Source organism: Halomonas denitrificans (assembly GCA_019800895.1).
In the GTDB taxonomy this organism is placed as follows: Bacteria; Pseudomonadota; Gammaproteobacteria; order Xanthomonadales; family Wenzhouxiangellaceae.
On the sequence record JAHVKF010000003.1, the window covers coordinates 448,916 to 462,206 of the forward strand.

Below are 13,291 nucleotides of genomic sequence, written 5' to 3' on the forward strand. Positions count from 1 at the left end.
GCTGGCGGTCGCCGGCAGCGACCCGCTCGCAAAGCCTGCCCCGGACTACGATCCTGGGGCGCTCCCCGAAAATCACCCCTGCGTTGCTTCACGGCGGCCTGCGGTACTCGGGTTCCTCGTGTACCGCGCACCTACACGGCGGATCCTCCGTTCCCGCGGCCACCCGCAGCGGGCTGCCCGTTACGTTCTCCAACGATCATCACCCCTCGATCGAACTCGGCGACTCGCAGCAGGCTGGACTGACAAATGAGTGACGAGCGGAAGAGCGACATCGATTCGCTGCGGGCGGAGCTGGATCGGATCGATCGGGAACTGGTCGAGCGGGCGGCGGAGCGGCAGCGGATCGTTTCGGAAATCGGTCGGCTGAAGAAGTCGTCGGGGCGTGCGTTGCGCGATTTCCGGCGCGAGCGGCAGGTGCTGGACGGCGTTCGTGCTCGAGCGCTGGACGTGGGCCTGGATCCGGACCTGGCGGAAACGCTGCTGACGGCCCTGATCGAGGCCTCGCTGACGCGCCAGGAGGCCGAGCGCGTGTCGGCGTCCGGGCGCGGCGGCGGGCGCACTGCCCTCGTGATCGGGGGACTCGGCCGGATGGGGGACTGGATGGTGCGCCTGCTGGCCGAGCAGGGCTGGCGCGTGGTCGTCGTGGATCCAGCGGTCGACGCCGAGTCCGGGACCGCGGTGCGTGAACTCGAGCGCGCACCGGGCGATTTCGAGCTGATCGTTCTGGCCGCGCCCATCCAGGCGTCGGCGGTCCTGCTGCGTGAACTGACCGACGCGCGCTGCGCGGCCACGGTGATCGACATCGCTTCGGTCAAGGGGCCCCTGGTCGACGAACTCAAGCGGGCTCGCGAGGCCGGACTGCGGGTCGCGTCGATCCACCCGATGTTCGGCCCGGACACGCGCCTGCTTGCCGGGCGGCACGTGCTGTTCATGGACTGCGGCAACGCCGAGGCGCTGCACCTGGCGCGCGAGCTGTTCGCCGACACCATGGCCGAATGCATCGAGGTGCCCCTGGAGTCCCATGACGAGCTGATGGCCTGGGTGCTCGGCCTGTCGCATGCGGTGAACCTGGTGTTCGCCGACGCGGTGGCACGGTCCGGTCATGCACCGGATGCGCTGGCCGACATCGCATCGACGACCTTCGGCCGTCAGCTGGCCATCGCGCGGGACGTCACGCACGAGAATCCGGCGCTGTATTTCGAGATCCAGAAGCTCAACCCGGACCAGCCGGCCGTGCTCGCACACTTGAGAAACGCGGTCGATGCCCTGATCGAAGCGGTGGAGCGGGGTGACGCCGATAGCTTCTCCGAGCGCATGCTCCGTGCCGGCGGCTGGGTGGAAGGGCATCAGCAGGCGCGCCGCCGGCGCACCCACCCTTCGACCGACGACCCCGGGCACGACCCGCAAGAGAATCACGATCGATGAACACTGCCGCCGGTACCTTCTCTCGCCTGCGCTGGCGCGCCCGACTCGGGCGCTGGATCGAATCGCCGGGGCCGCGCAACGCCATCATCGCGCTGATCCTGGTCAACGCGGTCATCCTCGGCCTGGAGACCTCGGACGCGCTAATGGCTCGCTACGGCGGGCTGCTGACGGCGATCAACCAGGCCATCCTCGCGGTGTTCGTGGTCGAGATCGCGATCAAGCTCGTGGCGTTCGGCCATCGCTTCTTCCGCTCCGGCTGGAACGTGTTCGACTTCTTCGTTGTCGGCATCTCGCTGGTGCCGGCCGCAGGGCCGCTGGAGATCCTCCGCGCCTTGCGCATCCTGCGCGTGCTCCGGCTCCTGTCCCAGGTGCCGAGGCTGAAGATGATCATCGAGTCGCTGATGCGCGCCCTGCCGGGCATGGGCTGGACCGCCGCGCTGCTGGTGCTGGTGTTCTACGTCTTCGCGGTGATGGGCACGATGCTGTTCGGCGACGCGTTTCCCGATTACTGGGGCAGCCTGGGCAAGAGCTTCTTCTCCCTGTTCCAGATCATGACGCTCGAGTCCTGGTCGTCGGGCATCGCCCGGCCGATGCTCGAGGAAATGCCCCTGGTCTGGATCTACTTCGTGCCGTTCATCCTGGTCTCGAGCTTCATGGTATTGAACCTGTTCATCGCCATCATCGTCACCGCGACCAACTCGATCCACGACGACGAGGAAGCGTTGGCCCGGCGCGAACTGCTCGATGAATTGCGCAGGATCCGCCAGCGGCTCGAGGTGCTCGAAGGGCCGGTGGCGTCGGAAGCGGAGCCGGGTGCCTCGACGCGTCAGCCCGACCTGAAGCCGCGCGGCGACTGAGAACGAACCGGGCGCGAGGCGCCCGGTTCTCCGTCACTGGATATCCCGGCGGTCTCAGCCGGCCGGCTGGTTCGCCGGCGGCTCGTTGCCCGCTCCCGAGCCACCGGAGCCCGAATTGCCGGACCCCGAATTGCCGGACCCGGAGTCGCTGGGCGTCCACTCGGCGGCCTTTTCCTTCATCTTGGAGAACTTCTTCGACACCTTTTCCAGCTTGCCGTCCCACTCGGGGTTCGGCTCCTGGCCTTCGGTGACCTTGAAGAACACCTGCATCAGCGCGGTCATGCCCAGGGGTTCGATCACGGCCTGCTTGATGCCCCAGGCGAAGACCAGCGCGATGATGAGCGCCAGCGGACCGGCAACGTTCGGGAACAGCGAGACCAGTCCGGCCACGGGCGCGAGGATCAGCAGGAAGACCAGGAACGTCATGCCCCAGATCACGAAGGCCAGCCAGAACGCGTTCTTCAGGAACGCCTTGTAGTTCTGGGCATAGAGCACCAGCGCGGTGCGCGACGAGGCCCAGGGGTTATCCGACTTCGTCTTGATGTTGTAGGCCAGGATGACCTCGTCTAGGTAGGTCAGCGACAGGGTGACGATCGTATTGATGAACTTGGCGATGCCCTGGATGCCCGGGATCGGAATGAAGTTGGCGATCGTGAAGAACGCCCGGTTGAAGGCCTTGAGCACGCCCTTGATCAGCTGGTCGACGCCGAACAGCACAGAGGACTCGGCAAAGCGCTCGCGAACGATGCCCTGCGCGTAGTCGATCTGGCCCTTGCCGCCGGGCAGGCTGCGGCCCTCCATCAGTTCGACCAGCACCGCGATGTGGCCGGCCTTTACCAGGTAGAGCAGGTATTCGCGGATGAAATACATGATGGCCCCGGCGATTCCGAAGCCGATCAGGCCGCCGTAGAAGGTGCCGCCTTCGGCGCTTCCGCCGATCGATCCGATTCCGTAGCCCACGCCGGCGCCGATGCCGGTAATCAGCACGTAGGCCAGCGTGATCCCGAAGTAGATCAGGAAGCGGAAGATCAGGAACGGCATCGTCTTGAGCAGCAGCGAGATGATCTCGCCGATCTTGAAGTCCATCATGGCCGGGCACTCCCTCGAAAAAGAACGGTACGCCCAAGAGTACGCAAATCGATGCCGAAATACGACATGCCCGGTGGGGTCGGAGCGAGGCGGCCGCCGTCTTGAAGGATGCGCTGAGGGATGCGCCGGACGGTGTGTCCGGCGACGTGTCCGTCGATGTGGCCGTCGATCGGTCGGCCGCCTCGCCTGCGAAGCCCGGTCAGTCGTTCATCGTGCGCACGTCGACGAACTGACCGCTGTCTCCTTTTTTCAGCGTATCGAGCAGCCCCAGGATCTGCTCCGCCGATTCGTCCGGCGACGGCATGGCGTCGGTGCCGCGAGCATCCTTCAGCTTCTGCACCGACGGGAACTCGTCGGCATCGACGTCCTCGCACAGGTAGTCCTGCATGCCCGTGTCGACCAGGCCGGGCGCGAGCGCGGTCAGGTGCGTGTCCGGCATCTCGTGGGCGTAGAGTGCAATCAGGTCGTTGACGCTGGACTTGGACATCGCGTAGCCGCCCCAGCCGTGGCTGAGATTGTGACCGGCGCCGGAGGAGATCGCGATCACCTGTTCGACCGGAATCCGTCGCTCGATGAACCAGTCGAGGATCATCTTGTTGGCCCAGACATTGACCCGGTACAGGTGCTCGAGATCGTGCACGTCGGTCGTGTGCATCTCCTGGATGCGACCGAGAATGCCGGCATTGAGAACCAGCAGGTCCAGCCGCAGGCAGTCCGACATCAGACGGTCCATGGCTTCTTCGATCGCGTTGAGGTTGCCCAGGTCGACCTTGCGGTCTCGCAGGCCGTCGTCGTCGTGGATCGGGCAACCGGAGCGGCTCATGCCCCAGACGATCGCATCCTGCGCGAGCAGGCGTTTCGTGAGTCCGAGGCCGAGGCCGCTCGAGTTGCCGGTGATCAGTACGTTCATGGCGAGGTCCGGGGTCTCCGTGTTGAGTGAGTGGGCGGATCGATTCGATCACCGCAGCGAGGACGAATCAGTCGTCCTCCGACGCGCGATCGTGCGAACGCTCCGAGTCCGTATCGTAGCGTTCGAACCAGGCCAGGATGTGTCGGATCTTGGAGGCCATCTGGCTGGGCCGCGCCGCGATGCCGTGCGGGGCTTCCGGGATACGCACCAGCACCGAGTCGATGCCGCGCAGTTTCAGCGCCTGGTAGAACTGTTCCGATTCCCACATCGGTGTGCGCCAGTCGGCCTCGCCGGTGAGCACCATGGTCGGCGTCGTCACGTTGCCGACCCTGGACAGCGGAGAGCGTCGCCAGTACTCGTCCTGGGCTTCCCAGGGCGGAGCCGGGAACCAGTAGCGGTGGAAGAACGGCGTGTAGTCTGCGGTCAGCACGAAGCTCGTCCAGTTGATCACCGGCTTGGCCACGACCGCGGCCCGGAACCGGTCCGTGCTGCCGACGATCCACGCGGTCAGGACGCCGCCGCCGGAGCCGCCGGTGACGAACAGCCGCTCTGGATCGGCAACGCCGCGCTCGATCAGCGCATCGACGCCGCTCATCAGGTCGTCGTAGTCCTCGCCCGGATAGGCGTGGTGGATTTCGTTGGCGAACTCGGCACCGTAGCTGGTCGATCCGCGCGGGTTGATGTAGGCCACGGCGTAGCCGGCGGCGGCCATCAGCTGGACTTCCATCGAGAAGCGGTCGCCGTAGTCGGCGAACGGTCCACCGTGAATCTCGAGAATCAAGGGCAGGGCGCCGTCGGACTCCGGGTCGTGGCCCGGAGGCAGCGCCAGCCAGCCCTGGATCTCCCGGCCGTCGGCCGAGGAGGAAAAGGTGAATTCTTCGACCGCCGCCAGGTCGCGGTACGCCAGCCGCTCGGCGTTCAGGCGGGTCAGTCGCTCGCTGTTCCAGCGGCGCATCCGCCGGTCGCTCCGGGCGATCACCAGGTCGCCGGGGTGAGCCGGGGTGGTCCGGGTGTAGACGACCCGGTCGGCGCCGGCGTCGAACGTGCCGCTGGCATACGGTCGGCCCAGGGTGGTGCCGCCGAGGTTTTCGGCGACTCGGCTCCGGTCGCCGTCCAGGGTGACCCGGTCGATCACGCCGTTGCCTCGGTCGCTGTAGCTGACGAACAGCGCGTCGCCGTCGTCGTCCCAGGCGAAGGCGTCGATCGAGCGGTCCAGGTCCGCGGTCAGCGATCTCGGCGCGCCGTCGTCGAGGACGTAGAGCTCGACGTTGTGGTAGCCGAGCCGCTCGTCGTCGTAGCCCAGCCAGGCCAGGCGTTCGCCGCCCGGCTGGAAGGCGGGGGCATTGTCCGGGCCGAAGCGGTCGGTCAGCGTGGTGAGCTCCAGGTCGTCGAGGTCGAGGCGAACCAGTTCCGTATCCGACGGTTCCAGCTCGAAATCCGGTCGACGGTTGGTCGCGAACACCAGCGCGCGGCCGTCGCGCGACCAGGTGACCGGGCCGGGCTGGGGATAGGGGCCTTCGGTCAGTTGCCGGACCGGGCCGCCGTCGGCCGGCACGATGAAGCGCTGGGTCTGGCCGTGGGGCAGGAAGCCGGCGCCGTCGGCCCGGAACACGGGGCGGTCGACGACGCGTGCCGGCGGCGCCCAGTCGGCGCCTTCGGGCGGCGAAAGTGGTTCGACGATGCGCGGCGGTGCGGCTTCGACGAAGCGGCTGAACGCGATCCGCTCGCCGTCCGGCGACCAGACCGGATTCGATGGGGTCAACGGGCCCCGGGTCAGGGCGGTCTGCCGGCCGCTGTCCAGCCACAGCACCTGCAGCTGGCCGGACCCGGACCCGTCGTGGCCGATGAACGCGATCCGGCTGCCGTCCGGGGACCAGGCCGGCGACGATGCGTGGCCGTCGGCAGAGGTCAGGGGCTGGTGGCGATCGCCGTCGCGATCGATGATCCACAGCTGGCCGCGATTCCGATCGGTCATCGCGTCCATCGTTCGTCGCACGTAGACGATGCGGTCACCGTCCGGGGCCAGGCGCGGTTCGTCGGCGTACTCGAGGCCGAAGATGTCGTCGACCGTCAGCGAATCGCCGGCCTGCACCGGGGCCGCCAGCAGGGCGGGCACCAGGACGGCGAGAAGTACCGATGCCACGGTTCGCGTGTCAATCCGTGCGGAAAGCTGCGCGGCAAAGCGCTGCACGGTGTGCGTTCGAGCGGCGGTCACGCGCCGTCTCCGGCGGCGGCGCTTTCGCCGCCGATCGATTCCTCGAACAGCTTCAGGATGCGCCGGTACTGGTCGAGCCAGCTCTCCGGGTGGACGTAGCCATGGGGCTCGAGCGGGTAGGACGCGAGTTCCCAGTCCTCCTTCTCGAGCTCGATCAGGCGCTGGACGAGCCGGATCGCATCCTTGTAGAACACGTTGTCGTCGAGCATGCCGTGGCTGATCAGGAGGTCGCCCTCGAGGCCTTCGACGAATTCGATCGGCGACGAGCGATCGTAGGCTTCGGGGTCGACGTCGGGCGTGTTCAGGATGTTCGAGGTGTAGGGGTGGTTGTAGTGCTTCCAGTCGGTGACCGGACGCAGTGCCGCGCCGGCGGCGAACACCTCGGGCGCATTGAACATCGCCATGAAGGTCATGAAACCGCCGTAGGATCCGCCGTAGACGCCGACACGATCCGGGTCGACGTCGTGGTTCTCGACGAGCCACTCGACTCCGTCGACCAGGTCCTCCAGTTCGGGCGTGCCCATGCGGCGATAGATCGCGGTGCGCCAGTCGCGGCCATAGCCGCGGCTTGCCCGGTAGTCCATGTCGAGCACGTGGTAACCGCGCGCGGTCAACAGGTTGTGGAACATCTGCTCGCGGAAGTAGTACGGGAACCGGTGGTGCGTGTTCTGCGTGTAGCCGGCGCCGTGGACGAACAGCACGGCCGGTCGCGGCCCCTCGAACTCGCCGCGTGCCGGGTAGAACTTGGACCAGATCGGCCCGTCGACATGGCTGGAGGGCACGGCAACGAAGCGTGGTTCCTGCCAGTCGATCGCCTTGTAGTCGTCGGTGCGGGTGTCGGTCGCGGCGAACGGTTCGCCACCGTCGACGGGAACGACGGCGGCCTGGGCCGGCAGGTAGCTGCCGGAGTGGCGAATCAGGATGCGGTCTGCGGCCGGCGACAGCGCGTAGTCCTCGACGCCCTTGAGCTCGGTCAGCTGGGTCATGTCGCCGCCGGGCAGTTCGATCGAGTACAGGTCGTACTCGGTCGGATGGGCGCGGTTGCTCAGGGCCCAGGCGGTGTCGGGGTCACCGGCGAAGCCGATCGCGTAGACCTCGAACTCGCCCTCGGTCACCGCGCGCTGGCGTCCGCGCCGGTCGATCGTGTAGAGATGGCTGTAGCCGGACTCTTCGGACAGCAGCCACAGGGTGTCGCCGCCGGGAACCCAGCCGAACTCGTTGAACGACCAGTTGATCCAGGCCGGGTCCGTGAGACGGTGGAGTTCCGTCACCCCGGGTTCGTCGTCCTCGTCGTCGCCGGGTACGATGCGGACGGTCCACCGGTCCTTGTTGTCGATCGCTTCGACCTGCACTGCGGCGACGGAGCGAGTGGGGTGCCACTCGACCCCGGTGACGACGAGCGGACGGGGGTCGTCGGCGTCGTACGGTTCGACGTCCTGTTCGGCCTTCAGGTCGGCCAGCGGATCGACGTCGATCCCTTCCAGTGCACTGAAATCCAGTTCATGCTTGACCCGCAGGTCCAGGTCGAGCAGCCAGAGCTGCTGCGGCGTCGGTGCATCGCGCCCGACCAGCGTGCGCACGTCCTCGATTTCCACGTAGCCCGATTCGGTCACGAAGCGCGGCATCTTGTCGTCCCGGCCGTCGTCGGCGCCTTCCTCGCGGACGGCAACGAGCATCCATCGTCCGTCCGCCGACGGCTGCGAGAACAGCGGCTCCTTTCCCTTGCCGAGGTAGAACGGTTGCGGTGCGCGCGATGCGTCGGCATCGGCTACGGCGAGATCGTGCATGCGCTGTTCGATCCGCTGCCGACGCTCGCGGTCCAGCGTTTCGAACAGCTCCAGCTGATGCGCCTGAAGGCTGCCTTCGTCGGGATCGGCGTCCGGTTCGTTCTCGAACCGAAGGTCGGCCAACGGACGCAGCAAGCCGGTGGCGAGTTCGATGCCGTACCAGTCGCGGCCGAGTCGGACCAGCGCCGCATCTTCCTCGGCTCCGAACCGCACGTCGCCGGCGTCCCCGGTGGCGGTCAGCTGGGTTCGCGAGGCTTCGGCCAGGTCGTGCAGGAACACGTTGCCGTCGCGGATGGAGAGCGCGCGATCGCGGTCACGATCGTAGGCGACCTGAGGCCCATCGACGGCGGCGAGATCGGCGGTTTCGAGCCGCTCGACGCTGCCCTCGGGCACGGTAACCGCGAGCAGGTCGCGGACCTGGGAATCGGGCCGCTTCACGCGTGCGAAGTAGCGCTCCCCGTCGAGCTGCCACCAGGCGGCCTCGACCGGCGGCCCGATCCAGTCGGGGTCGGCCATGATCTGTTTCAGGTCGGGGGTTTCCGCGCTCGCCGTGGCGGCGAGCAGCAGTGCGGCCGCGGCGGTCGCGACGCGGTTCGTGATCGGATGGGTCACGCAACATCTCCTCGGAGTCGATCGCCCAAGGATAACGGCACCGAGACCCGGACCGGCGTGAAGCCGTGCTGCGTCCCGCAGAAGTCCCGGATCAGGCCGCGCGGCGCAGTTCGCCGAAGGCCTCGACGATGTGCTCGATCTGCTCCGGGCTGTGCGCCGCGCTCAGGCTGATGCGCAGCAGGTTGGTGCCCTTCGGCGTCGCGGGCGGAATCATCAGGTTGGCATAGACGCCGGCTTCGAGCAGGCCGTACCAGTGAGCCAGCGCGGCCTGCCGATCGGGCAGCACGATCGCCGCGACCGGCCCGGGCCGGTCGCTGCCTAGCCGGTAGCCGAGGTTGTCGAGCGCGGCGTAGAGCTGGTGGATGTTTGCCCACAGCCGCTCGCGCAGCGCCTGACCGTCGATGACCTTCTGCAGAGCCTGGCGCGTTGCCGCGATGACCGCGGGCGACGGCGACGCCGTGAAGATGTAGGGGCGCGCTGCGAGCCGGAGCAGTTCGAGCTCCCGGTGTCGGCTGACGCAGAATCCGCCGATGCCGGCCAGGCTCTTGGAGAACGTACCGACGACGAAATCGATTTCGTCGACCAGGCCGCGGTCCTCGGCCACACCCAGGCCGTGTTCGCCGAACACCCCGAAGGAGTGCGCTTCGTCGAGCAGCAGCCAGGCGCCGTGTCGCTTCTTGACCTCGATGAATTCCTCCAGCGGAGGCTGGTCTCCCATCATCGAGTACAGACCTTCGACCACGATCAGGGCGCGGGACGCATCGTCACCGAGGCGCGCCAGCCGGCGATCGAGGTTGGCCGGGTCGTTGTGGCGGAAGATGACGGTCTGTGCATTGCCGAGCTTTGCGCCGTCGTAGATGCTCGCGTGCGAGTCGCTGTCGAGGAGCAGGAAGTCGTCTTTCCCGGCCAGGGCCGAGATCGCACCGAGATTGGCCTGGTAGCCGGTGGAGAACACCATCGCCGAGGGCCAGCCCCACGCCGCCGCAAGCTCCTGTTCCAGCGCCTGGTGATCGGAATAGCTGCCGTTGGCCATGCGCGACCCCGTGGTGCCCGTTCCGTGCCTGCTCAGCGCATCGCGGGCGGATTCGACCACGTCCGGGTCCATGGTCAGGCCCAGGTAGTTGTTGGTGCCGGCGAGGATCACCCGCCGTCCGCCGATCGTGCCCTCCGTCGCCGAGTGGACCGCCTCGATCGGCGTGGCGACCGGCGGGACCGCGTTCGGTCCGGCGCCGGCGCGGACGAGACCGGCGCGCGCTTCGGCCAGCGGCTTGAACTTGTCGAACAGGCTCATTCGTCCCGCTCCTCGACCAGCGGCTGGATCCGCGTCGCAAGCTCGTTCAGCGTGCGGGCTTCGGCCAGCGCCTCCAGCGGAATCGAAATATCCAGCCGGTCCTCGATCTCCATGACCAGGTCCATGACCTGGACCGAGTCGAGTCCGACGTCTCCGGTCAGGGTGGCATCGAAATCGATGCCCTCGAGCTCGGGCAGGGAAGCGGATACGGCGTCTTCGATCGCGCTGCGGATCCTGGGGGCGGCGTCGGTCATGGGTGATTCCATCCGGGTAGCGTGGGCAGTGCGTCGGCCAGGGCCCGTTGGGGCGTCCAGTCGAGGTGCGCGGAAAGCGCGAGATTATCGCAGACCCAGTCAATGTGCCGCAATTCGCGGACCTTGCCCGGCGAAAGCAGGGCACGCCGCCCGCGCAGGCGCTGGACGGCCAGCCCAGCGGCGCCGGCCGCGCCGAGGACCGCCGCGGGGACCGGCACGGTCCGCACGGGCCCGCCGCGGAGCCCGGCGGCCAGGGCCGCGATGTCCGCCCAGCGCCAGCCGCCGTCGGGTGCCGGCCCGGCCAGGGTCAGCGCGGTCCCGGTCGGGCCGTGTCCGGCCAAACGGTCGATCGCCTCGACCACATCGTCGACATGAACCAGAGAAAAGCGCGCATCGCGGGGACCGAGGCGAATCAGCCATCCGCGCGCAAGCGCTTTCCAGAAGTCGGCCAGGGCCGGATCACCGGGACCGTAGACTGCCGGCGGACGCAGGATGGACCGGCGCTCGCTCGGCAAGGCCTGCCAGACCCGCTCCGCCCCGGCCTTGGATGCCGCGTACCAGGACAGTTCGGGATGCTCCGCGGCCAGCGACGAGATCAGGATCGCGTGCGCTCCGGGCGCGCGGTCGTGGATCGCTTCGACCAGCCGACGGCTGCCCTCGACGTTGACGCGATCGAAGTCCTCGGCGCGGCTGCCGGCGATCGCGCCGGCGAGGTGGACCACCGCATCGGCACCTTCGACCAGCTCGGTGAGGGCGTCGGAATCGTCGAGATCGCCGTCGATCCGGGTGACACGGTCGGCCATCGCGCCGGAGAGCCGTCCTCGCCCGCGAACCAGCACGCGAACCTCGAGTTCGGCCCGGTCGGGGCAGGAATGCGGCGTAGCGTCGGACGAGTCGCGGTCGTGTCCGGACGATTCCGGCCCGGAATCGCGGGGCCGGGAATCGGCGACAAGGCGCTCCAGCAGCGCCCGTCCGATGAAGCCGGTCACGCCGGTCAGCGCGAGGACCGGCACGGGTCAATCGACCTGGTTCAGGGCCTGCGTGTGGGGCGTTCGATCGACCAGTTCGCGCGGCAGGACTTCCGTGTCTTCGAGGCCGTTGCGCTTGAGGAAATCGAGCCGCGTTCCGCTGCGCGAGAGCTTGCCGGAGGACGTGCGCGGCAGCGTGTGCAATGGAACCAGCTCGATCAGGCAGGCGATGCCGAACTCGGACTGGATCTGCTGCTTGAGACGCTCGACCAGGCGGGCCTGGCGAAACGGGTCCTGTTCACGGCACTGGACGACCAGGACCGCGACCTCGCTGCCGTCTTCGGAGGCGATGGCGAAGGCCGAGGCGTCTTCGGGTCGGACCTCCGGCTGCTGTTCGGCGAGATACTCCAGGTCCTGCGGCCAGATGTTCCGGCCGTTGATGATCAACAGATCCTTGGCGCGGCCGGTGATGTAGAGCGAATCGCCGGCGCGATAGCCGACGTCGCCGGTGTTGAGCCAACCGTCGCCGGTCAGCGCTTCGGCGGTCGCCTGCTCGTTGTTCGCGTAGCCCGACATCACGCTCGGGCCTCGCAGGTGAATCGTCCCGCAGTGACGCTCGGGGAGCAGGTTGCCGTCGGCATCGCGGATCTCGACCTCGTAGTCGGGCAGCGGCCGGCCGCAATTGACGAATTCGGTGACCCGCAGTTCGTCGTCGGTCGTGATCGGCTCGGCGCGACGCTCGCGGGCCAGCAGGTCCGCGTCCAGCCGGTCGACTTCCAGCCCCTGGCCGAGCGGCGCGAAGCTGACTGCCAGGGAACATTCGGCCATGCCGTAGCAGGGCAGGAACGCCGACTCGGAGAAGCGGGCCTCCGCCAGCGCTTCGGCGAAACGATGCAGCCAGTTCGAGCGGATCATCTCCGCGCCGACGCCGGCCACGCGCCAGGCCGACAGGTCGTAGCGCGATACGTCGCCCGGGCGCAGGCGGCGAGCGACCAGCGCGAAACCGAACGGCGGTGCGTAGGAAATCGTCGCGGCGTTCCGCGACATCAGTTCCAGCCACAGGCGCGGGCGCATCGCGAAATCGCGGGTGCCGAGATAGTCGACCGAGAGCTGCGAGACCACCGGTCCCAGGATCAGGCCCACGAGGCCCATGTCGTGGTAGAACGGCAGCCACGACATGTAGCGGTCGCCGCGCCGGATCTGGACGCCGTATTGCAGGATGCCGGCCAGGTTGGTCAGCACCGCGCGCTGGGTGATCATCGTGCCGCGCGGGAAACGCGTGCTGCCGGACGTGTACTGGAGGTACGCCAGATCGTCGGCACCGGGCGCTTCGGGCAGTTCCGTCGCCGGCTCCAGCGCGTCGAAGGCGTCCAGCGTGCCGCTGACCGCCAGGTCCAGCCCGTCGACCGCGTCGCGCAGGAACGGTTCGAAATCGGACGAGGCGTAGGCAGCACGCGCCCGGCAATCCTGCAGCAGTGCGCGCAGGTGCTTGACGAATGCAGTCTTTCCGCCGAGATGCACCGCCGCCGGCAGCGGCACCGGGACGAGGCCGGCGTACTGGCAGGCGAAGAACATGACGTGGAACTCGGGCTGCGTATCGGCGACCAGTGCGATGCGGCTGCCTCGCGGCAGACCGAGACCGGCGAGCTTCAGCGCGGTGGAGCGCGCTCTCTCGCGAAGATCGCTGTAGGTCATGACCGACGTCAGCTCGCCCCGGCCGTTGTGGAAATTGCAGCCCGTGGTCCCCTGGGCGGCGTAGTCCAGCGCTTCGGCGAGGCTCCGATAGCCGGAGGTTTTCAACGGCAGCGAATTCTGCGTGGGGGTTGGCTTCAGGCTCAAACCGATGTTCCCTTGTTGTTCTGCGTTCTCGCGTAGAATCGCCA

General features: G+C 67.8%; 10 protein-coding genes. 2 read left to right on the forward strand and 8 right to left on the reverse strand.

The window, feature by feature from the left end:
* The first annotated feature begins 246 nt into the window (after positions 1-246).
* The gene (locus KUV67_10650; GenBank protein MBY6205341.1) at positions 247-1,425 is read left to right on the forward strand and encodes a bifunctional chorismate mutase/prephenate dehydrogenase; all 1,179 of its coding nucleotides are present in this window, start codon (positions 247-249) and stop codon (positions 1,423-1,425) included.
* Positions 1,422-2,282 carry an ion transporter gene (locus KUV67_10655; GenBank protein ID MBY6205342.1) on the forward strand — a complete coding sequence of 287 codons (861 nt, stop codon included), beginning with the start codon at positions 1,422-1,424 and terminating at the stop codon, positions 2,280-2,282. The genes KUV67_10650 and KUV67_10655 overlap by 4 nt, the downstream gene beginning before the upstream one ends.
* A 54-nt stretch (positions 2,283-2,336) precedes the next feature.
* On the opposite strand, the gene KUV67_10660 is transcribed toward KUV67_10655, so the two are convergent.
* The 8 genes from KUV67_10660 to KUV67_10695 form a co-directional block, all read right to left on the reverse strand.
* On the reverse strand, positions 2,337-3,371 hold the full coding sequence (locus tag KUV67_10660) for a hypothetical protein (protein MBY6205343.1): 1,035 nt from the start codon (positions 3,369-3,371) through the stop codon (positions 2,337-2,339).
* 199 nt (positions 3,372-3,570) lie between these two features.
* Positions 3,571-4,281, reverse strand: coding sequence for an SDR family NAD(P)-dependent oxidoreductase (locus KUV67_10665; protein ID MBY6205344.1), 711 nt, complete (start codon positions 4,279-4,281; stop codon positions 3,571-3,573).
* Positions 4,282-4,348: 67 nt separating this feature from the next.
* Positions 4,349-6,496 carry a S9 family peptidase gene (locus tag KUV67_10670; GenBank protein MBY6205345.1) on the reverse strand — a complete coding sequence of 716 codons (2,148 nt, stop codon included), beginning with the start codon at positions 6,494-6,496 and terminating at the stop codon, positions 4,349-4,351.
* Positions 6,493-8,895, reverse strand: coding sequence for a prolyl oligopeptidase family serine peptidase (locus KUV67_10675; GenBank protein MBY6205346.1), 2,403 nt, complete (start codon positions 8,893-8,895; stop codon positions 6,493-6,495). The genes KUV67_10670 and KUV67_10675 overlap by 4 nt, the downstream gene beginning before the upstream one ends.
* A gap of 91 nt (positions 8,896-8,986) precedes the next feature.
* The gene (locus KUV67_10680) at positions 8,987-10,186 is read right to left on the reverse strand and encodes an aminotransferase class I/II-fold pyridoxal phosphate-dependent enzyme (protein MBY6205347.1); all 1,200 of its coding nucleotides are present in this window, start codon (positions 10,184-10,186) and stop codon (positions 8,987-8,989) included.
* On the reverse strand, positions 10,183-10,440 hold the full coding sequence (locus KUV67_10685) for an acyl carrier protein (GenBank protein ID MBY6205348.1): 258 nt from the start codon (positions 10,438-10,440) through the stop codon (positions 10,183-10,185). Before KUV67_10685 ends, KUV67_10680 begins: the two co-directional genes overlap by 4 nt.
* Positions 10,437-11,453 (reverse strand): NAD-dependent epimerase/dehydratase family protein, encoded by a 1,017-nt coding sequence (locus KUV67_10690; protein ID MBY6205349.1) that lies wholly within the window; start codon positions 11,451-11,453, stop codon positions 10,437-10,439. The genes KUV67_10685 and KUV67_10690 overlap by 4 nt, the downstream gene beginning before the upstream one ends.
* Before the next feature lie 3 nt (positions 11,454-11,456).
* Positions 11,457-13,247 carry a fatty acyl-AMP ligase gene (locus KUV67_10695; GenBank protein ID MBY6205350.1) on the reverse strand — a complete coding sequence of 597 codons (1,791 nt, stop codon included), beginning with the start codon at positions 13,245-13,247 and terminating at the stop codon, positions 11,457-11,459.
* Between the last annotated feature and the right edge of the window lie 44 nt (positions 13,248-13,291).

What these genes read in the sequence shown, in the direction of transcription:
- KUV67_10650 (MBY6205341.1), top strand. Translation starts at nt 247, where the DNA reads ATGAGTGACGAGCGGAAGAGCGACATCGATTCGCTGCGGGCGGAGCTG.
- KUV67_10655 (MBY6205342.1), top strand. Translation starts at nt 1,422, where the DNA reads ATGAACACTGCCGCCGGTACCTTCTCTCGCCTGCGCTGGCGCGCCCGA.
- KUV67_10660 (MBY6205343.1), bottom strand. Translation starts at nt 3,371, where the DNA reads ATGATGGACTTCAAGATCGGCGAGATCATCTCGCTGCTGCTCAAGACG.
- KUV67_10665 (MBY6205344.1), bottom strand. Translation starts at nt 4,281, where the DNA reads ATGAACGTACTGATCACCGGCAACTCGAGCGGCCTCGGCCTCGGACTC.
- KUV67_10680 (MBY6205347.1), bottom strand. Translation starts at nt 10,186, where the DNA reads ATGAGCCTGTTCGACAAGTTCAAGCCGCTGGCCGAAGCGCGCGCCGGT.
- KUV67_10685 (MBY6205348.1), bottom strand. Translation starts at nt 10,440, where the DNA reads ATGACCGACGCCGCCCCCAGGATCCGCAGCGCGATCGAAGACGCCGTA.